Source organism: Treponema berlinense (assembly GCF_052273165.1).
Classification (GTDB): domain Bacteria; phylum Spirochaetota; class Spirochaetia; order Treponematales; family Treponemataceae; genus Treponema_D; species Treponema_D berlinense_A.
Map to the genome: position 1 here is coordinate 66,479 of NZ_DAVZIU010000007.1, position 19,962 is coordinate 86,440.

The 19,962-nt window shown below is 40.3% G+C and carries 18 protein-coding genes and 1 tRNA gene; 12 read left to right on the top strand and 7 right to left on the bottom strand.

Annotated features, from left to right (window positions below):
- A partial coding sequence (locus tag ACT6XC_RS04065; RefSeq protein ID WP_443740885.1) for a hypothetical protein occupies window positions 1-434 on the bottom strand: 434 nt, incomplete at its 3' end.
- Window positions 435-690: 256 nt separating this feature from the next.
- Between ACT6XC_RS04065 and ACT6XC_RS04070 the strand changes: the two genes are divergently transcribed.
- The 9 genes from ACT6XC_RS04070 (at window position 691) to ACT6XC_RS04110 (ending at window position 11,075) form a co-directional block, all read left to right on the top strand.
- The gene (locus ACT6XC_RS04070) at window positions 691-2,535 is read left to right on the top strand and encodes an InlB B-repeat-containing protein (protein ID WP_443740886.1); all 1,845 of its coding nucleotides are present in this window, start codon (window positions 691-693) and stop codon (window positions 2,533-2,535) included.
- 190 nt (window positions 2,536-2,725) lie between these two features.
- Window positions 2,726-5,263, top strand: coding sequence for a pectate lyase family protein (locus ACT6XC_RS04075; protein ID WP_443740887.1), 2,538 nt, complete (start codon window positions 2,726-2,728; stop codon window positions 5,261-5,263).
- 161 nt (window positions 5,264-5,424) lie between these two features.
- Entirely contained in the window at window positions 5,425-5,724 is a 300-nt protein-coding gene (gene gatC, locus ACT6XC_RS04080) for an Asp-tRNA(Asn)/Glu-tRNA(Gln) amidotransferase subunit GatC (protein ID WP_443737752.1), read from the top strand.
- Between the two features lie 25 nt (window positions 5,725-5,749).
- A complete protein-coding gene (gene gatA / locus ACT6XC_RS04085) occupies window positions 5,750-7,270 on the top strand; it encodes an Asp-tRNA(Asn)/Glu-tRNA(Gln) amidotransferase subunit GatA (protein WP_443740888.1) in 1,521 nt (506 codons plus the stop codon).
- Between the two features lie 153 nt (window positions 7,271-7,423).
- On the top strand, window positions 7,424-8,968 hold the full coding sequence (gene gatB, locus ACT6XC_RS04090; protein ID WP_443740889.1) for an Asp-tRNA(Asn)/Glu-tRNA(Gln) amidotransferase subunit GatB: 1,545 nt from the start codon (window positions 7,424-7,426) through the stop codon (window positions 8,966-8,968).
- Window positions 8,969-8,979: 11 nt separating this feature from the next.
- Window positions 8,980-9,798 carry a hypothetical protein gene (locus ACT6XC_RS04095; protein ID WP_443740890.1) on the top strand — a complete coding sequence of 273 codons (819 nt, stop codon included), beginning with the start codon at window positions 8,980-8,982 and terminating at the stop codon, window positions 9,796-9,798.
- Between the two features lie 27 nt (window positions 9,799-9,825).
- Complete coding sequence (locus ACT6XC_RS04100) at window positions 9,826-10,131, top strand: hypothetical protein (protein ID WP_443740891.1); 306 nt, start codon at window positions 9,826-9,828, stop codon at window positions 10,129-10,131.
- Window position 10,132: 1 nt separating this feature from the next.
- A complete protein-coding gene (locus ACT6XC_RS04105) occupies window positions 10,133-10,591 on the top strand; it encodes an ASCH domain-containing protein (RefSeq protein ID WP_443737747.1) in 459 nt (152 codons plus the stop codon).
- Between the two features lie 91 nt (window positions 10,592-10,682).
- The gene (locus ACT6XC_RS04110) at window positions 10,683-11,075 is read left to right on the top strand and encodes a hypothetical protein (RefSeq protein ID WP_443740892.1); all 393 of its coding nucleotides are present in this window, start codon (window positions 10,683-10,685) and stop codon (window positions 11,073-11,075) included.
- Window positions 11,076-11,180: 105 nt separating this feature from the next.
- On the opposite strand, the gene ACT6XC_RS04115 is transcribed toward ACT6XC_RS04110, so the two are convergent.
- From ACT6XC_RS04115 to prs, 5 genes are all read right to left on the bottom strand, one after another.
- A tRNA-Arg gene (locus ACT6XC_RS04115) sits at window positions 11,181-11,254 on the bottom strand.
- A gap of 55 nt (window positions 11,255-11,309) precedes the next feature.
- Window positions 11,310-12,149, bottom strand: a complete 840-nt coding sequence (locus tag ACT6XC_RS04120) for an MBL fold metallo-hydrolase (RefSeq protein ID WP_443740893.1) — start codon at window positions 12,147-12,149, stop codon at window positions 11,310-11,312.
- Between the two features lie 59 nt (window positions 12,150-12,208).
- Entirely contained in the window at window positions 12,209-12,868 is a 660-nt protein-coding gene (locus tag ACT6XC_RS04125; protein ID WP_443740894.1) for an HAD family hydrolase, read from the bottom strand.
- Between the two features lie 23 nt (window positions 12,869-12,891).
- Window positions 12,892-14,154 (bottom strand): FGGY-family carbohydrate kinase, encoded by a 1,263-nt coding sequence (locus ACT6XC_RS04130; RefSeq protein ID WP_443740895.1) that lies wholly within the window; start codon window positions 14,152-14,154, stop codon window positions 12,892-12,894.
- A gap of 256 nt (window positions 14,155-14,410) precedes the next feature.
- Window positions 14,411-15,676: a ribose-phosphate diphosphokinase gene (gene prs / locus ACT6XC_RS04135; RefSeq protein ID WP_078930690.1), complete on the bottom strand. Its 1,266-nt coding sequence runs from the start codon at window positions 15,674-15,676 to the stop codon at window positions 14,411-14,413.
- A gap of 126 nt (window positions 15,677-15,802) precedes the next feature.
- On the opposite strand from prs, the gene ACT6XC_RS04140 reads away from it, so the two are divergent.
- Both ACT6XC_RS04140 and rpmB read left to right on the top strand, forming a co-directional pair.
- Window positions 15,803-16,735: an MBL fold metallo-hydrolase gene (locus ACT6XC_RS04140; RefSeq protein WP_443740896.1), complete on the top strand. Its 933-nt coding sequence runs from the start codon at window positions 15,803-15,805 to the stop codon at window positions 16,733-16,735.
- Window positions 16,736-16,913: 178 nt separating this feature from the next.
- Entirely contained in the window at window positions 16,914-17,144 is a 231-nt protein-coding gene (gene rpmB / locus ACT6XC_RS04145) for a 50S ribosomal protein L28 (protein ID WP_078930688.1), read from the top strand.
- A 120-nt stretch (window positions 17,145-17,264) separates the two neighbouring features.
- Here the strand turns inward: rpmB and uvrB are convergent, their stop codons facing one another.
- Complete coding sequence (gene uvrB / locus ACT6XC_RS04150) at window positions 17,265-19,265, bottom strand: excinuclease ABC subunit UvrB (protein ID WP_443740897.1); 2,001 nt, start codon at window positions 19,263-19,265, stop codon at window positions 17,265-17,267.
- A 111-nt stretch (window positions 19,266-19,376) separates the two neighbouring features.
- On the opposite strand from uvrB, the gene ACT6XC_RS04155 reads away from it, so the two are divergent.
- Window positions 19,377-19,568: a hypothetical protein gene (locus ACT6XC_RS04155; RefSeq protein WP_443740898.1), complete on the top strand. Its 192-nt coding sequence runs from the start codon at window positions 19,377-19,379 to the stop codon at window positions 19,566-19,568.
- Window positions 19,569-19,962: the final 394 nt, after the last annotated feature.

The window sequence follows — 19,962 nt, forward strand, 5'->3', positions numbered from 1 at the left end:
AAAAAGAACGAGTTTTGCGCAAGCAAAAGTCGCAGCGTGCATGCACGCAAAAATCCCTTGTCCGGGAGGACAAGGGCGTTCGCAATAGCGAACAGTAAAAAGAACGAGTTTTGCGCAAGCAAAAGTCGCAGCGTGCGTGCACGCAAAAATCCCTTGTCCGGGAGGACAAGGGCGTTCGCAATAGCGAACAGTAAAAAGAACGAGTTTTGCGCAAGCAAAAGTCGCAGCGTGCGTGCACGCAAAAATCCCTTGTCCGGGAGGACAAGGGCGTTCGCATTAGCGAACAGTAAAAAGAACGAGTTTTGCGCAAGCAAAAGTCGCAGCGTGCATGCACGCAAAAATCCCTTGTCCGGGAGGACAAGGGCGTTCGCAATAGCGAACAGTAAAAAGAACGAGTTTTGCGCAAGCAAAAGTCGCAGCGTGCGTGCACGCAAAAATCCCTTGTCCGGGAGGACAAGGGCGTTCGCATTAGCGAACAGTAAAAAGAACGAGTTTTGCGCACGTAAATAGACATTTTAGAGCTTTTCGGAAAAAACAATTCAAAAATTTACAACAAAATTTTAAAAACTTTAAAAATGTCTGAAAAGTTCAAATAGCCGTTTGTTTTAGATTTTTCTTTTATACGATTATGTAATAACAGATATTTTTATAACAGAAAAAAATATCTGCAAAAGCAGGAGGAATTTAAAAATGAAAAAAAGTTTTTTTAAGACTGCAATTTTTGCAATGGCCACTGCGGCATTGATTTTTGCAGGCTGTAATTCGGATTCGGGGGGGGGCGACGATTATCCGGAAATTACAAAGGTCACAATTTCTGGAATCCCGGAAAACGCTGTTTCAGAGCCAGTTGAACTTACAGCAGGTGTAGATGGCAATAATCTCGAAGGAGCTGGAATTGAATACAGCTGGGAAGTTGCAGAAGGAAGCGATTATGCTTCTTTTGGAAAAAATTCAGATGCAAAAACTTCAAAACTTGTTCCAAATTGTGCCACAGAAGAAAAAGAAGTAAAAATTAAAGTTACCGCAACTTTAAAAGGCACAGAAAATGGAAAGTCTTCAGACGTATACACAGTAAAAATCGCGAAAAAAACAGAATCAGGCACAGAAGGCGGCACTACAGGTGGTAGTGCAGGAAGCGGCTCAGGCTCAGAAGACGGTTCTACAGGTGGAAGTTCTGAGAGCGGCTCAGGCACTGGAAGCACAGAAGGCGGCACTACAGGTGGTAGTGCAGGAAGCGGCTCAGGCTCAGAAAACGGTTCTACAGGTGGAAACACTGAGAGCGGCTCACCAACAGAAACAGGAAGTGTTTCAGCTGTGGTAAACGCTGACGGTTCTATTAGCTGCGGAAAATGCGGAAAAATTTATTATTTTACAGAACAGGTTAAAAACTGTGAACATTACAAGTGCGCAATTTGCGGCTCTGTTTATCATTCACAGGCAGAAGTTGATTCTTGTACTTCGCACGTTACCGTAATTTTTAAAGACAGCGACGAAAACGGAAACGAAAGTGTTACAATGGTAATCAAGTCGGGAAGTACTGTTGTTCCTCCAAGTTGGGAAAAAGAAAATTTTGCACTTACCTGGATTGATGAAAATGGAAATAAAGCTGATTTTGACGATTCAATTTCTCTTTCAGAAGGCGAAACTGAAAAAACAGTAACCTTTACGGCAAACTGGGGAACAACTTATACAGTAACATTTAAGGACGAAAGTGGAACAAATGCCGACGTAACAGTTGAAGTAATTTCGGGAGAAGTTGTTGGAAGTGTTCCTGAATGGACAAGAGAGCACTTTACATTTGCAGGCTGGACTTCAAGTGTTGCAGGTTTGACAACAGATTCTGTAATTACAGGCGACGTAACGTTTACGGCAAACTGGACAGAAGATGCAAAATATACTGTAAAATTTGTAGATTCTGACGGCACAAATGCTGAAGATACACAGACCGTTTACAATGGTGAAAAAGCAAATGTTCCAACTTGGACAAAAGAAAACTACAGCCTTTCTTGGGCAAGCAGTGTTGAAGGATTGACAACAGATTCTGCAATTACAAGCGATGTGACATTTACAGCAAACTGGACAGAATTGCCAAAATGCACAAACTGCGGAACTCATTATGCAACAGAAGACGCTGCAAATAACTGTGGAAAACAGGAAGGTTGTTCAAAATATGGAGCTTTGACAACAATCACATTTAGTGGAACGAAGGCAGTTTCGGCTTTATCTGATAATGACGCAATTGCCGTGTCAATTACAGGAAGTATAAAGAAGGATGTAACTATTGATTATAATGGTGTTACTTATAACCCTGTTGTAAAAATGGAATCTTCAACTGTAATTACAATTTCTGGTGCGGCAGGAAAAACAATAAAAGTTGTTTGTGATGCAGCAAAAGCAATAAAGTATAACGGTACGAAAGTGATTGCGGTTAGTGACGGAGGTGCTTTTGTTGCAACATTCCAAGCTCCTGCTGGAGACAGCTTTACAATCAATAAAGGCGACACTTTGAATATTGGTGTAATTTTTATCGAATAAAAAATACAAAAACGGAAAACGTTGTTTTGACGCAGACTGTTTAAGGACAATTTCGGGCAGTGTAAAATAAGAATGCGTTAGGGGGTGTAGGGGCGCGCAGCGTTGCGTAGCAATGCAACCCCGAAACACCCGACCGGCGCTTGCGCCGGGAACGCCCGATTTATAAAAAAAGATATTGATGGAGAATTAAATGAAAAGATTTTCAAAAATCTTAAATAAAATTGCTTCGCTTGCTATGACGGCGATGATTGCTTTTTGTGCGTCAGGATGCTCTGCTCTTGGAGCTGATGAGCCTTCTAGCGCTGGCGATGGATGTGGAAGTGTTTCTATAAGTTTTAGCCATGGCCGTGCAGTAAGCTACGTTTCTTATTCAGACATTAAACTTTTCTACAAGGCTTCTGGCGCAAGCGGATTTACTAAGGCTGCAAGCTGGGCTAGCGAGAGTGAATTGAGCGCGGTGAGTGTGCCTGTCGGAACTTACACTTTCAAACTGACAGCTACTGTTGCAATGAGCGACTCTGAACTTGGCCATAGAGAGTCTGTTGCAATGTCAGGCGAAGCTGATGCAACTGTTGAAAACGGAAAAACAAAGGAAATTTCTTTTACGTTGAGAAGAACGAATTCAAGTAGCGGTGACGACAATTTTGATGTTGATAATGAGGCAGACGTTGCAAATAAAACTGTAAAAATTGTAAAGAGCGAAGGCTGGCTAAACTCTGCTTATGTTGTATTCAATCAAATCAGCGGAGCGACTTACACTGTGAAAGTTGATGGAACGAAAATCGATAACGAACTTATCCGTTTTTATGATACTTACAATTATTATGAAAAGAGCGAGGGGGCAAATCTTGCGGTCTCTTATGAAAAGAAAACCTTGAGCAATGTTGTGCGTGCTGACGCTCTTGGACTTACTGCTGGAAGGCACACAATTTCTGTAAGTGTTGACGGTGGAAAAACTGAGTCAACTGCTGTTATGACAGTTCTTGATAATGACCGTTCTGGATTTGCGTTTACGGATGGAGCTGTTCCTGGAGCATACAATCTTGATGGAACATTGAAAGATGGCGCAATTGTAATTTATCTTACTGAGGAAAACAAAAAGACTGTTACAGCAACAATCGGCGGAAAGGAATATACAGGAATTGCTGATATTACTCAGGCAATAAAGACTAAAAATACTGGAAAAACTCCTGTTGATATCCGCATTATTGGAAAACTCACGCTTGATGGCCTTTCTTGTTCTGATATGTCTAGCGCATATGCTCTTGGCGTAAAAGAAGCTAATTATGTGACGATTGAAGGTGTCGGAGATGATGCGACTATGGTGGCTGGAGTTGCAGCGTTTGCTTCAGACTTTATTGAAATCAAAAATCTTGGCCTTATGAAATGGGGAGGCGGACACGACGGCGACGGTGTTTCTCTTAAGAAAAGCACTTATGTTTGGGTTCATAATAATGACTTTTTCTATGGAGATGCAGGAAGTGATGCTGACCAGGTTAAAGGCGACGGTTCAATGGACTTGAAAGACAATTCTCAGTACGTAACAATTTCCTATAACCACTTCTGGGACAGTGGAAAAATGTCTCTCTGTGGAATGAAATCTGAAAGCGGTCCAAACTATATTACTTATCATCATAACTGGTTTGACCATTCAGATTCACGCCATCCGAGAATTAGAACAATGTCTGTTCATATTTACAACAATTACTTTGACGGAAATTCAAAATATGGTGTTGGCGTAACTTCAGGTGGAAATGCTTTTGTTGAAGGAAATTTCTTCCGTAATGCGCATGATCCGATGATGATTTCTAAGCAGGGAACGGACGCTCGTGGTACTGGAACTTTCTCTGGCGAAGAAGGTGGCGGAATCAAATCTTATAATAACAAATTTGAACAGAACAATACAAACGGTGTTTCTTTCCAGTTCATAACAAACAAGTTTGATTATACAAACAATAAGGAGCTTGGCGAATACAGAGAATGGACTGAAACTGTCGGAACAAAAAACTCTGACGGAACTTGGACTATTTATGATTCTGTTGTTACGGATTCTACCGATACAATTTCTTCAAATTCTCTGATTGCAATAGAAGATGCAACAAAGAAAGGCGCTTACTATCAAGGTTCAAAAGGAAAGACTATGTTCTATCTTGATGTTCCTGCAAACACGGCAAAAGTTATCTTAAAGGCTAAAACAGGATCTTCAACATCAGGAGCTACAACGACTGTAAGCGTTAACGGTACAAAGAGTGAAGCGATTGCAAACACAGCTTACGCAGATGTTGAAATTGCTGTTTCTGTGACAAAGGACAGCACAATTGCTGTTATGAATTCTGGTTCTAATTCGCTTAATATCTCTGAAATTAAGGTTATCGCTGCAACTGGTTGGGAGACAACTCTTTCAAGCGGAGCTAATATGTCCGACATTGATGCTTACGAGGTTGACGAACGCAGTGAGACTGTTCCCGCAACTGTTCTCTCAAAGTCTGGAAACCATGCTTATTCAAATTTTGATACAACTTTAGGTGATATAGGTCTTGGTCTTACAAATCTGCCGACATCTCCTGATGATGCAAAGGCTTCCGTTCTTAAATTTGCTGGTCGGCACAATCCTGATTTTGCTTGGAATTTTGATAATTCAACTGATGATGCAAGTTACGCTGTAAATGAAGAATTGAATTCTGCTTTACTTGCTCATAAGACAGGACTTACAAAAATCGGACAGTAACCTGTAAAAAAATTGATGTAAAAAAGGCTCCGTCGGGCGTTTGTCTGGCGGAGTTTTTTTATCTGTGTTTTTGAAATCTTTGATTTTTTTATATTGGCCTAAAAAATCCTGATTATTTCTTTTACTTCCATATTTTTGCGTTTTTTTGTAAAATACAGTTTATGAAAACCGTAGACGAAACAACTCTTTCTAATTTACTTCAGCTCAGCCGGCTTTCTCCAGAAAGTACAGATATGGCTACTCTGAAAAAACAGGTTGACGAAATTGTCGGATATTTTGATATTCTTTCCAAATATGACGACTCAGAAAATCCTTACGACGCTTATCCTTCGACAGAAGCTGAACAACTCCGCGAGGACAAAGTTGTTCAGGGACTTGAAATTCCAGACATCAAGCAGACAACAGACAAATTTATGGACGGATACTATCAGGTTCCTAAAGTTTTGGGCGAAGGCGCTTAAAATAAAATCTGCATAAGGTGAAAATATGTTTTATACAATAGAAGAAACTGTAGAGGCGTTAAAATCTGGAAAAACAACTTCCGAAGATTTAGTTCGCTCTTCAATTGATACTTTTGAAAAAGATAAAAATTCAGAAAAACCGCTCAATGCTTTTCTCGAAGTTTATTCTGATGTTCTTGAAAAGGCAAAACTTGCAGACGAAGAAATTGCTTCTGCAAAAAAAAGTGGCACAGTCGAAAAACTGTTTGAGCAAAAGCCTCTTTTAGGTGTGCCGTTTGCCGTTAAAGACAATATTTCTGTAAAAGGCAAGAGCCTTACCTGTTCTTCAAAAATTCTTGAAGGTTACCGCGCTCCTTACAACGCAACTGTAGTTGCCCGCCTTTTAAACGCTGGCGCAATTCCTTTTGGTCGTTGCAATCAGGATGAATTTGCCATGGGCTCTTCGACCGAGTATTCGATTTACGGCCCTACTCGCAATCCGATTAACCGCGATTATGTTTCTGGCGGTTCTTCTGGAGGTTCTACGGCGGCCGTTGCTGCAAACCAGGCTCTTTTTGGTCTTGGTACGGAAACTGGCGGTTCTGTGCGTCTTCCTGCTTCTTACTGCGGAGTTTACGGTTTAAAGCCTACTTACGGAGTTTTGAGCCGCTGGGGCGTTGTTGCTTACGGTTCTTCTTTGGATCAGGTTGGAATTATCGGTCACTCTCCAAAAGACATTGCTCTTCCTCTTTCTTTAATGTCTGGTGTTGATTTTTACGATGATACTTCTGCCGATTTGCCGAATTGCGACAAACTTAAAAATCTTGAAGCAATAGACGTTTCTAAGCTTCAAATTGCAGTTCCTAAACAGTTTGAAGAAGCCAAGGGAATGGATGCCGACGTTGCAAAAGTTTTTGCCGATGTAAAAGAATGGTTTGTTTCCAAAGGCGCAAAAATCGAAATTGTTGACCTTCCAGTTTTGGACGCTTCAATTGCTTCTTACTATGTAATTGCGCTTTCAGAAGCCGCTTCAAATTTGAGCCGTTTTGATGGAATTCGTTACGGAAATCGCATTGACAACGAAAAAGGTTACGATCAGCTTTATATCGACACTCGTTCAAACGGTTTTGGTCCGGAAGTAAAGCGAAGAATTATAATCGGAAACTATGTTCTTTCTGAGCAGTTTTCTGGAGAAACTTACAAAAAAGGCATGAGCGTTCGTGCGAGAATTCAGCGCGAAGTTGCTTCTCTTTTTGAAAATTACGACTTGATTTTGTGTCCAACCTGTCCGACAGCTTCGTTTAAGCTCGGCTCAAAAGTTGACGACCCTCTTGAAATGTACTTGAGCGATTTGTTTACGACTTTTGTAAACCTTGCGAGAATTCCTTCAATTTCTGTTCCAGCTGGATTTACTTCTAAAGAAAATAAAAATGCTTCTTGCATGCCAGTTGGAATTCAGTTTGCTGGAAAAATGTTTGATGAACTCAAGATTTTGCAGACTGCGCAGGCCTGGGAAGAAGACCATAAGGGTTGCGGAATTCCTGTTCATGAACAGGTTCAAAACTAAAAGTCGGATTTTGCGTTAGGGGGTGTAGTGGCGGCGAAGCCGTTGCGCAATGAAGCAGGGCGAAGTGGAGCAATGGAGCGCGGAAGTGCGAAACCACGAAACACCCGGCCCGAACGCAAGTGAGGGAAACGCCCAAAAAAGTTGGAGAAAATTATGGCAATTGACAAATATGAAATAGTAATCGGCTGCGAGATTCATACACAGCTTTTGACTAAAACCAAGGCTTTTTGTGCCTGCGAAAATAAATATGGCGGTATGCCGAACACTCGTGTCTGCCCGGTTTGTCTTGGACTTCCAGGAGCAATGCCTCGTATTTCTAAAGGTTATGTTGAGCTTGGTGCGGTTGCAGGCCTGGCTTTGAACTGTGATATTTCGCGTTTTACAAAATTTGACCGCAAACACTATTTTTATCCTGACCTTACAAAAGGTTATCAGATTACTCAGTACGATATTCCTCTTTGCATTGACGGACATGTTGATCTTCCTCTTTCGCATTATTCAAAAGAAGAGCAGGAGGGCGGCGAAAAATTCCGTCCGAATAATTTTAAAGGTGAAAACTGCATTGTCGAAAATGAAGGCAAAAAATACCGCCGTGTGCGCATTGAACGCATTCACCTTGAGGAAGATGTTGGTAAGTCGCTCCACTTGCCTGGAAAACATTCTTACATTGATTACAACCGTTCTGGCACTCCTTTGATTGAAATTGTAACTAAACCTGACATGACCTCTCCAGAAGAAGCGGCACTTTTTATGCAGACTGTTCAGGAAATTTTGCGCTATGTAAAAGTTACAAACGGAAACCTCGAAGAAGGAAACATGCGTTGTGACGCAAACATCAACCTGAATGTTTGGGAAGACGGAAAACTTTATCATACTCCGATTTCTGAAATTAAAAACCTTAACTCTTTTAAATCAATTCGCGAAGCCTGTGCTTACGAAGCAAAAAGACAGCTTAAGGAATTTATGGAAGACCGTCAGGAATTTAACCCTGGCTACAAAAATACAATGAACTGGGACGAAGACAAGGGCGTTACTCAAATTATGCGTACGAAAAACTCTTTTGTTGACTATCGTTTTGTTGTTGAACCAGATATTAAGCCGTTCAAGGTAAACGAAGAGTTAATTGAGCGCGCAAAAGACCGTGTAGGCGAACTTCCGGAATCGAAGAGAATTCGTCTTCAAAAACAGTTTGGCCTTTCAGACTTCGATGTTGAAACTTTAACTTCCACCCGCGAGCTTGCGCTTTGGTTTGAAGAAGCGGCGGAAGGCGCAAAAGACGTTAAAAAAGTTGCAAACTGGATTTTGGCAGAACTTCTTGCCGTTTTGAACGAACAGAGAAAGACTATAAGCGAAGTGAACATCAGTCCAAAACATATAACAGAGCTTGTAAATGCGATTGCAGACAAAAAAATCTCCAACGCTCAGGGAAAAACTGTCTTTGCCAAAATGCTCGAAACTTCAAAAATGCCTGACGAAATCATCAAGGCAGAAGGAATGGAAACTGTTTCTGATTCTGGTGCAATTGAAGAAATCGTAAACAAGGTAATTGAAGAAAATCCAAAGGCAGTTGCAGATTTTAAGGCTGGAAAGACAAATGTTGTCGGCTGGCTCACTGGACAGGTTATGAAGGCTTCTAAGGGAAAAGCAAATCCGGGAATGGCTTCTAAGCTTGTGGGCGAAAAACTTGCAAAACTGTAAAAAAAGATAAAATGACAGAAATCAATATTCTTGCAGAGAGCATAAAATCTCGTTTCGGAACTGTAAAAAGGGCGCGCGGAAATTTTTTGTACACAGAAAAGCGTGTTCGTCTTACAGATATGTTTTTGGAAGGCGGCCGGGCTGTTTTGGGCTGGGGAAGCGATTTTTTTAGCGGCTGGACGATTTTTAAGAACATAATAAGCCGCGGTCTTACAGGAAGTTTTGTTACGGATTTTAATGCTGTTTCAAAAAATTCTGGACTTTCAAGATTGAGCCGTGCCGTAAGCGTACTGCTGAACGATGAAAGGATTGCAATTATCTGTAATTCAAAAGAAGATGCTCTTAAAAAAAGCCTTGCCATAAGCAAAGACGGAACTTTTGTTTATCGCCCGTGGAATGTGCAGAATATTGACTGGAAAAATGCCGTCTGTGTTTTGATTGCTCCTCCGCTTGCCTGGGCGCAGAATATTTGGATTGTTGCCGTAAAAAGCGAATTTGTTGAAAACTCACAGACCGGTTTTGGTTCTGCCTTTATTCCTGCGGCTTTAGAAGCTGCGGTAACACGTTCTTTTTATGATTTAATAAAAGCGCTTCAGGTTCGAGAAGAAAAAGATTGGTTTAAATACGACAAAGTTTTGACAAAATACTGGACAAGACAGGGACCTTGGCTCTTTCCGAAAATTCCGCCGGAAAAATACGAAAATTTTGTTCAGCATTGTCTGGACTGTGAGCTTGTCGTAAGTCCGTTTTTTTCTGTGCCGAGCATTGTGCCTTTTGGAGCAGATTCTGGAGTTTTTAAAAAGCTGGAAAAATCACCTTTTGACTTTTAAAAATTTTAAATTTGGAAGGTAAGAAAAATGCTTGAAAGCGAAGTGGTTTTTTACATTGTAAAACTTATTTTTGGCGGAATTACTGCTTTTCTGGCAATTTTTCTTTTGAGCCGGACTCGTGATTCTGCTTGGATTTTTATGATTTGCGGAGCAATTTTTAGTTACGCAGGTCTTGTTTTTGAGCTTTTATTAAAAGTTGGAATTGTAAGCGATTTTTCTTTAAAAATTTTCAATCTTCCGTTTATGTCGCTTTTTTTTACGGTTGTTCCGTCAATTTTCTTTATAATTTCTTTTATTCTAAAAATAATCTGCACAAAAAAACAGGAAAATTAAAATGACAGTACTTCAATTCTGGAACGAATATTTGGCAAAGACCGGTCAAAAACCACAGGAAGCGATCTATAATGGCGAACTTTGTTTTGAAGATTCGGGGTGGACAGGACAGTCGCAGTTAAATCTCGTGCTTGGCGAAAAAAAAACTGCAATCTTTACACCTTTTCCTTCTTTTGAAATAAATCGCGAAAAACTTCCTGTTGCTGGCGAAGTTTACGTTGTGGAAGATACTCAGGAAAATCCTTGCGCTGTAATCCGCGTAAAAGACGTAAAAATAATTCCATTCAGCCAAATCAGCTGGGAACTTGCTCAGCAGGACGGCGAGGACGAAACTCTTGAAGCCTGGCAGGAAAAAGAGCGGGACTTTTTTGAAGAAGAAGCCGACCTTTGCGGTTTTGATTTTGACGAAGAAATGCCTGTTGTCTGCGAAATTTTCGAATTAGTCTACAAAAAAAATTAAAACTTTTAAAATCCAAAGTTTAAAATCGAATTTTTGTGTGCTATAATTTTATATTGAAAAACATTTTTTAAATGTTTGGAGGAATTAAATTATGGCAAAAAAAAGTTTTTCGGTTGAGAAGTTGATTATTCAGTTTTCGCTTGGTCTTTTGCTGGCTGTCGGCGGTATTTGGGGCTTGCAGGGCGGTGGCGATTTTGGAATTAACTCTCTAAAGAGCGTGTTTAGCGGCAGTGCAGAAAACATTGCGGTAATTGTATTTTCAATAATCGAACTTCTTGCAGGGATTTATCTTGTTCTTGAACTTTTTATCGGTAGCCTCGGAAAGTTTAAAAGCATTCTGATGCTCATTATTATGATCGTCTGGATTGTTGCAATTGTCTTGAGTGATTTTATCGACGGAAATTTCCACAACTTTATGAAATGGCTCTGGAATTTTGCAGGACATCTTGTAGTTTTAGGCTCGATTCTTTTCTGCAAGAACTAATTTTTGGGCGCCACCCGCTTTTGCGGGTCGGAGTACTGCGGGCTTCGGTGCCCTCGGTGCTTTGCACCGGCTGCGCCGCCCTCCGTGTTCCTGGCGCTTTTTTTATGACTCCAACGCGAGTCGAACGCGCGACCTTCCGCTTAGGAGGCGGATGCTCTATCCAGCTGAGCTACAGAGTCGAATAAGACAATTCTAACAAAAAACAAAGATTTTTTCAAATGCCACGCGCTTTTTCTAAAAAGTATAATAAAGACCTCGTTCTGCAAAACCCGCAAAACCGTCATCTTGAGGTAAAAATTCCCTGTGGTTTTCGCCGTAGTGGCAGAGAATCATTTTTTTGCGCATTTCTTCTGGAAGCGTTAAAAGTTCATCGTAAGAAGAATGAACAGGACTTTCAGACAAAATGCATTCATGAAAAATACATTCTGGTTTATAAGTCTGTTCAATCCAGTCCAGCATTGGACGGTCAAATTTTGTATCTCCGCTAAAGAAAATTCTGTCATCTATTAAAACTCCGACAGAATAAAAAATTTTGTTCCAGTCTGCATTTGGGCAAAGAATATGCCTTGTTCTTACGAGCTTTAAGTTTATTGAACCTGCATTTGCCTCGTAAACTGGGCGCGGAGTGTTTTTTAGTTCAACTGGACAGATTTGCTTAAAATAATCGTCAAAAGTAAAAAAATTGTCTATTCCTTTTTCCTCGCCGTAAGAGCAGGCCCCGGCCAGGCTTTTTTCCCAAAGAGTTTTTTTGTAAAAATCAGGAATAATAAGAGAAGGTTTTTGTCTTGTCACATAAAAATTTGTGTAGGCAACTTCTTCAAGGCCTCCAATGTGGTCAGAATGTGAGTGCGTCGGTAAAATCGTGCGGATTTTTGTGAGCGGAGTGTTGTACGTTTTTAAGGCGTAAGAAAATAAAGTTCCGCAGTCAATCAAAACATGATCCTGTCCCTTTATTACAAGCAGGTTGTTCTGAAAATCGACTTTGTTAAAGGCGCTTCCAGTTCCAATGAAAAAAATCTGAAGTTTTCCATTGTTTGTGAGGTTTATTCTGTCTTTAAATGTTTCGATTTCCATAGAACTTCCGTAGAATTTTTTCTTAAAATCAGTACAGATTATAACACAATATAATTATATTACAAAACTTCTGGAAGCAAATAAACGTCTTTTACGCCGTCAACAAGAATTGCGCCCATTCCAAGTTTTAACGGCAGGTCAAGGTCAATATCGTAACGATCTCCAATGCTTATGCATTCTTCAAATTTTATTTTTGTGTTAAGTGCTGTTTCTGCGGTTTTTGCAGCAAGCTCAAAAATCTCTCTGGCAGGTTTTGATTTTAGAGTTGTGTCAAGACCGATGATTTCTGGAATAAGCTCGGAAATTCCCAGGGCTTCGAGGGTTTTTCTTGCCGTTAGAACAGGATTGTTTGTTACGCAGATAAGATAAAATTTTTCTTTTAAGTCGGAAAGAGTTTTAAAAAGCCTTGCGTCTGGTTTTAAAAATTCAGCAGGATTTATAAGTTTTTTTCTCCACAAAATGCTTTCTTCAATCGAAATTCCAAAATTAGTAAGAAGGTTTCCGAGACTGATTTTTTGCCCGGAATGCGTTTGCGCCCAATTTTTTCTAAAATCAGAAAAAAGCCTGCGCGCTTCGTCAGCAGGAATTTTTTGTATTTTGGCAAAATGCCGGATTTGACCGTCAATCTGCTCATTTGCGTACTCAGAATTTGTATAGAGCGTAGAATCTATATCAAAAATCAGGACGCGGACTTTTTCTGGAATAAAACAAATCTTCATTAAAATGTAGTGCCTGTTTGCGTTTACGCGTGGTCAGCAGGCATTGCTGGAGTATAAACGTGCGATTTTTTTACAAGAACAAATGCCGCTTCTTCAATCGAGTCGTAATAACCGAGCGAAATTCTTGCAAGAATGTTGTCGCCTGCAAGTTCCGCATCCACGCACTCAGTCACAACAAACGGAACACAGAGAGTGTCGCATTTTATCTGAGTCCATTTTTCGTTCAGAGCCTGGCCACCGGTTACGGTAATGCTTCTTGGTTGTGGAAGACCTGCTTCTTCCGAGGCTTTTTTTAGAATGTTGAGGGCCGCCCAAAGCTGGTGTGTTACATCGTGAATAATCGCAAGTCCTTCTTTTTTTTGTTCGTCCGTCAAAATCTGCGGATTTTCAAAAGTCGGAGTGTCTGCAAGCTGCGCAACGAGTTTTTTGTGCGTAATTTTTGTTTTTAATTCGTCTTCAACCTTTTGTTTAAAAATTGCAAACCTGCTTCCTGTATCTGGAATAATTACCGCCGCATTCCACATTCCTGGAATAATCGACGGCATTGTGCGGATATTTGGTGAATTGAGCGGAATAGGAGTGCAGAGATTCAGTCCCTCGCTTGAACCTGAACGGTCGCATAGCATGCCAGTGTCGAGAGTGTCTGTTCCAATCAGCGCAACAACAAAATCAGGCGCACCGCAAAAAACCAATGTTCCCTCAAGAAGACCTGTTTCTTCAGCTGCCTGCTTAGTAATTTTTCCGGCGAGAGTTCCAGGTTTTACAAATGGAGGCAGTTTTTTTATTTCGTCGTCAGAAAAACCTTCTGCCTTGAGCTGTTCTTCTGTCCAGTAAATTTCTCTAAAACGTTCTTCAGGAAGAATTGTTACGGCGTTTCCTGTCAGACAGTAAATCAGGTATTCTGGAGTTCCAAAAATCTTGTCTGATTCGTACCAGTGGTGAGTGTGGAGTTTTCTAAAGGCATCTAGCCTCGGAATCCACATTGATTTTTTGTCAGAAACGGAAGTTGGCGCATTTTTAGACCAGAGAAGTGTCAGTCCGTTGTTGCTTACAACCGTCGGTCCGTTTCCAGAAATACAGATTGCTTCGATTCCTGTGTCCGGCGATTTTTGCTTTAATTCTTCGACAGCCTGTTTTAACGCCCCGACCCATTCCCGTGCAATTTTCGATTCGTCTTTTTCCGTAAAATTCGCGCGTGCATAGGCAATGCTTTTTGGCGAATCCGGCATAAGAGCCGCTTTTAACGAAGAAGTTCCAATATCAACACAAAGAATAGCATCTTTCATAAAAATCTCCAATTTTTTTTTCGGGGCCATTTTTGCTGTCGCAAAAACCGGGTCTTGCGGGGTTTTATTCCAAAAAACTGGCTCAGCCGCCAGTTTTTTGGAACGGCTTTGCCGCCCCTCCAGCCCCTTGTCCGAATTTTTTAAGCTTCGAGGCTTATTTTCATTTTACAACAATTTGCGGAGATTTGCCATTTGTGCAAAAAAAAACTGTCTGAAAAGGACCTTGCCTGTCAGACAGTTTTTAATAATTTTTTATTTATGCCTGAGTTTCTTCCGTGTCGTCAGACTTTTTAATCAGTTTGTCAATAATCGTTCTGTTGTCCAAAAGATCGCTCAAGCTCTGGTTGTGATGAATTCTTGTAATAACATTTGCAAAAAGACCAGAAACGTTTGTGCTTATAAACCATTCTTTTTCTTTTAATTCTGGATGGTAAACGGCATTTGTTCCAATTATGCGGTAGAACTGACCGTTTTTATAAGCTTCATCGAACAGTTCAATTGCATTTCCTGTAAAGAACGGAAGTGAAATTGCAGCGATTACCTTTGTTGCGCCCTGTTCCTGCAAGAACTGCATTGCTTTAAGGAGTGTTCCACCTGTTCCGAGCATATCATCTGCAAGGAAGGCAACTTTTCCTTTAACGTCGCCAAGAAGTTTAACGCTTTTAATGTTTGTCTGTTTTGCATTCTGCGTTACAACAGAATAATCGCGCTCTTTGTAAATCATTGCGAGTGGAACTTTTAAGCCTGTCGCATAGAATTTGTTGCGGTCGATTGCGCCTGTGTCAGGACTTACTACAACTAAATCTTCTTTGTCTGGACCAGAAAGGTTTACAACCTTTGTAAGTTCGCGGATAACCTGATAAGAAGCATGGAGGTTTTCGAGATGTGTCGTGTTGAATGCGTTTACAATTTCGCGAGAGTGAATGTCGAGAGTAATTACGCGGTCAACTCCACGCATTTCGTATATGTGGCAGAGAAGCGCTGCTGTAAGACCTTCGCGGCCCTTCTTTTTGTGCTGGCGGCTGTAAGGAAATGCCGGAAGTACAAGAGTGATTGACTTTGCTCCAGCCTGCTGAACAGCATCGATTGTTACGAGAAGAGTCATTACGTGGTCGTTTACAGAGAATGTAACAACGTTCTTTCCGCCGTTCATTTCGATTGGCTGGTGGTTTTCTGCATCCTGAAAAATGTAAATATCTTTTCCACGGACAGAATCCATCAATTCTGCTTTGATTTCACCGTTTGCAAACCAGGTAAAAGCAGTGTTGATTTTAAAGTCTGGCGCACGGTATTTGTCGATTGCTCCACGTACAACAAGGTCAGAAGTTACCATGTCGTTGCGGAAGTTGATGTCCTTAATCAGTTTGTCTTTGTCTAAAGTATATCGTTTAGAAATTACGTCGTTTTTTAATGTAAAACGATGTTTGTACATGTGACGAAGGTGAGTGATTACTTCGTCCGCAAATGCAGCACCGCCTGGACATGCGATTACACCCAGGTTGGTTGGTTCTGAATAAGGCATTTTATTCTCCCATAAAAATGTGATTGATGTACACTAATACTAGCACTTCAAGGCGGCTGTGGTCAATAATTTACGCTAGATGTAGTGTTTTGACAGAAAACTTTGTTTTAATTAAAATCTTTTTATATGAAACTGACGATTTTGGGATCTGGAACAAGTCATGGCGTGCCTGTAATTGCCTGTAATTGCAAAGTTTGTAAGTCTGAAGACAAAAAAGACAATCGGCTCAGAGCGAGCGCGCTTCTTTCTATAAAAGATGGCTCAGGTGACAGAAATTTTCTCATTGATGTCGGCCCGGATTTTCGAGAACAGGCTCTCCGTATAAATCTTTGCAAGCTTGATGCGGTTTTCCTTACACATCCTCACGCAGATCATATTCACGGAATTGATGATTTAAGAATTTTTAGCCACAAAAATTCCAGCGCAATGAACTGTGACGAAAGACTTTCCAAAAAATTTCCAGAAACTGCTGGAAAAGGCCTTGCAATGTACATGAGTTCAGATTCTGAAAAATGCGTTAAGACAAATTTTCATTATATTTTTATGACTCACGAAAAAGGCGGCGGAACTCCAAAACTGAACATAATAGATGTTGATTCTTACAACGAAAAAAATCCGCTTGAACTTGGAGAACTTTGCGTTGTTCCTGTTCCGATGGAACATGGCTGCATAAAAACGACAGGCTGGATTTTTTCTAAAAAACTAAATGAAAAAAAACATTCAATTGCTTATCTGACCGACTGCAATTTTATAAGTGAAAATTCCTTAAACCGGGTAAAAAATGCCTGCTCCGACGGAATCCTTGATCATCTTGTAATCGACGCTCTACGTGCAGATAAACACTCTTCGCACAATAATTTTGATCAGGCGCTTTTTTATGCAGATAAAATTGGAGCTTTGCATACTTGGTTTACTCATCTTTCCCACGACTTTTTGCATGGAGAAATTCAGAATTATATTGATAAAAAACTGCCGGAATTTAATAATCTGCAAAAAATTGTTGAAAATGGCGGAACTGTTAGTCCTGCGTTTGACGGTCTTGAACTGGATTGTGAGTGAGAGTTTTGTCTTTTTGTAAGAAAACTAATGCGCTTCGGAATAGATACAAAAAAACTGATTTTTGGACAAATTAACGCATAAATTTGGCATAAAATTAGTTTTTTGAATTGACATAAGAGGAAGAATTTCTTAAAATAATGGAACTCACGTTGAATTGATTTTGAGGTAGGTATATATTATGTCAAGAGTTTGTGATGTTTGCTTGAAAGGTTCAATGACAGGTAACAAAGTTTCTAAATCATACAACCACACACGCCGCACTTGGAGACCAAATCTCCTTAAAGTAAAGACAGAAATCGCTGGTACAACACGTACTTTGAACGTTTGCACTCGCTGTCTTCGCAGTGGTTTTGTAACAAAGAAAATCAATGTTGTTCCTGCAAATGCTGGTGCACCAAAAGCTGAATAATTATTGAATCTTTCTGAATAACCGGTTCTTCGTGGGCCGGTTTTTTTTATGTCCAGAGAACTTTTTTGTGCGCTGGCCGACAAAAATTTGAATGCCGGCTGCGCACGTTTTTGCTAAGTTCTATTTTTTGCCGTAAGTTGCTTCAATTTCTTGTATTTGATCGCGGATTGCGGCTGCCTGTTCGTATTCAAGCCGGTCGGCACAATCGCTCATTTCTTTTTTTAGGGCTTCGATCAGCTTTTTGCGCTGTTTTGGGTCGAACAGGTTTGCGTTCTTTTTTAAAACTTCGAGCTGCATTTTTTCGTTTTCTTCGGCATCTTTTTGTTGACGCACGAGTATGTCTTGAACAGCCTTGCTTACGGTGTGAGGCGTAATTTCGTGCTCTTCATTGTATTTTTGCTGGATTGCACGGCGGCGTTTTGTTTCTTCTACGGTTTCTTTTATTGCCGGCGTGATTGCATCTGCGTACATTACGACCATTCCGTTTTCGTTGCGGGCGGCGCGTCCTACAATCTGGATTAAAGATGTGGTCGAGCGCAAGAAGCCGATTTTGTCTGCGTCGAGAATTGCGATAAAACTTACTTCTGGAAGGTCAATTCCTTCGCGCAGCAGGTTGATACCGATTAAAACGTCGATTTCGCCCAATCTGAGGCTTTTTAGAATTTCAACACGCTCAAAAGTGTCGATTTCCGAGTGAATATATTTTACTTTTAAATTCAATCCAAGAAGATAGTCAGTCAAATCCTCTGCCATTTTTTTTGTCAGCGTAAGAATAAGGCTCCGTTCGTGTTTTTCAATGCGCTTTTTTACTTCGTTGTAAATGTCTTCCATTTGACCTTCGCTCGGGCGGACTTCGATTATTGGATCTAAAAGTCCAGTTGGGCGGATCAACTGTTCTACAACTTGTGTTGACTGTTTTATTTCTTCTTTGCGCGGAGTTGCCGTTACGTAAATAACTTGATTCAGTTTTTTTTCAAACTCGTCAAATTTTAGAGGGCGGTTGTCGAGGGCAGAAGGCAGGCGGAACCCGAAGTCGATAAGATTTTGTTTTCGGCTTCTGTCGCCTTCGTACATAGCTCCAATTTGCGGAACTGTAACGTGGGCTTCGTCAATCAGGCATAAAAAGTCGTCTGGAAAATAATGCAGGAGAGTTGCTGGCGGTTCGCCGTGTTTTCTGCCAGAGATTGGACCTGAGTAATTTTCGATTCCAGAACAGTAGCCCATTTCTTTCATCATTTCTACGTCGTATGTTGTCCGACTTTTTATTCTTTCGGCCTCGAGAGGTTTTTGTTCAATCTGGAATTTTTTGACCTGTTCAGCCATTTCTTCGAGAATTCTGTCTGTAGCCTTAAAAAGCGCATCCTGCGGTACTACGAAATGCTTTGACGGATAAAATTGCATTTCGTCCAATTCTTCTTCGATTTCGCGGGTGAGAACATTAAAACGTTTTATTGAAGAAATTTCGTCAAAATCAAGTTCGATTCTGTATGCGGTGTCGGTTTCCATATATGGCGGAAAAACTTCGATTACATCGCCTCTGACACGAAAATTTCCGCGTTCTAAAACCATATCGTTTCGCTGGTATTGAATTGAAGTCATCTGCCGTTCAAATTTTCGCGTATCAAAAATTTCACCTTTTTCGATATGAACACGCATTTCTTTGTAGAGGTCAGGCATACCAAGACCGTAAATGCAGCTGACTGTAGCTACAACGATCACATCGCGCCTTTCCATAAGGGAATATGTAGCTTTTAGGCGAAGCTGGTCAATTTCTTTGTTTACATCGGCATCTTTTTCTATGTACAAATCTCGTGCAGGAACGTATGCTTCTGGCTGGTAATAATCGTAATAAGAAACAAAATATTCAACTGCATTTTCTGGAAAGAAAGATTTGAATTCCCGGTAAAGCTGGGCGGAAAGCGTCTTGTTGTGCGAGATGATGAGAGTCGGACGCTGAACTTTTTCGATTATTTTTGCCATGGTAAAGGTTTTTCCAGAACCAGTAACGCCCTTTAACGTCTGGTATCTGTCGCCACGCAAAAAGCCTTCGCTTAATTTTTCTATTGCCTGTCCCTGATCGCCGCTTGGCTCGTAAGGAGCAACTACCTTGAATTTTCTCATGCCTTGATTATACAGCCTATTCTTTAAGTTTTGAAATAGCTTAAAAAAATAACAATGGGTAGAAAAAGATTTTCATGAATTAAATAGACTCCGAACGTTGTGGAAGCTATTATGTTGATAATTTTATTTGATTTAACATTCAAGTTTTTAAAAAATGAAAAAATGAATATTGCAATAATTCTTAAGGATAAACTGATTTACTTCAGCAAAGGCAAAGCTGCTAAAAATTGTTCAAAGACTTTGCGTCTTGTCATTTCTCAGGATAAAGAAAATGGAGAAACAATTACTCTTCTTACAAAGTAAGTCCAATACAAGAGATGCATATATATTTGTAACATCAATTTTTGTTTCGGTGTCAACTTTTATTTGCACAAGATTTTAAAAATTGCAGTTAGGCATTGAATATATTGTCTAAAACATTCTTATGTATTGTCAGAATATTTCGGATGTACTGTCAGAATATTTTGGATGTACTGTTAGAATGTTTCGGATGTACTGTTAGAATGTTTCGGATGTACTGCCAGAATGTTTCGGATGTACTGTCTGGATAATTCTATAAGCCTTGCAAAAAGGGCGTGTGCTGTTTACGTTTTTGAATTCAAACTTGACGGAACAGTAGAAGAAGCACTTGCTCAGATTGACTCAAAAGGATATCTGATTCCGTATTCAGTTACAAAAGACAAAAACGGCAACGACA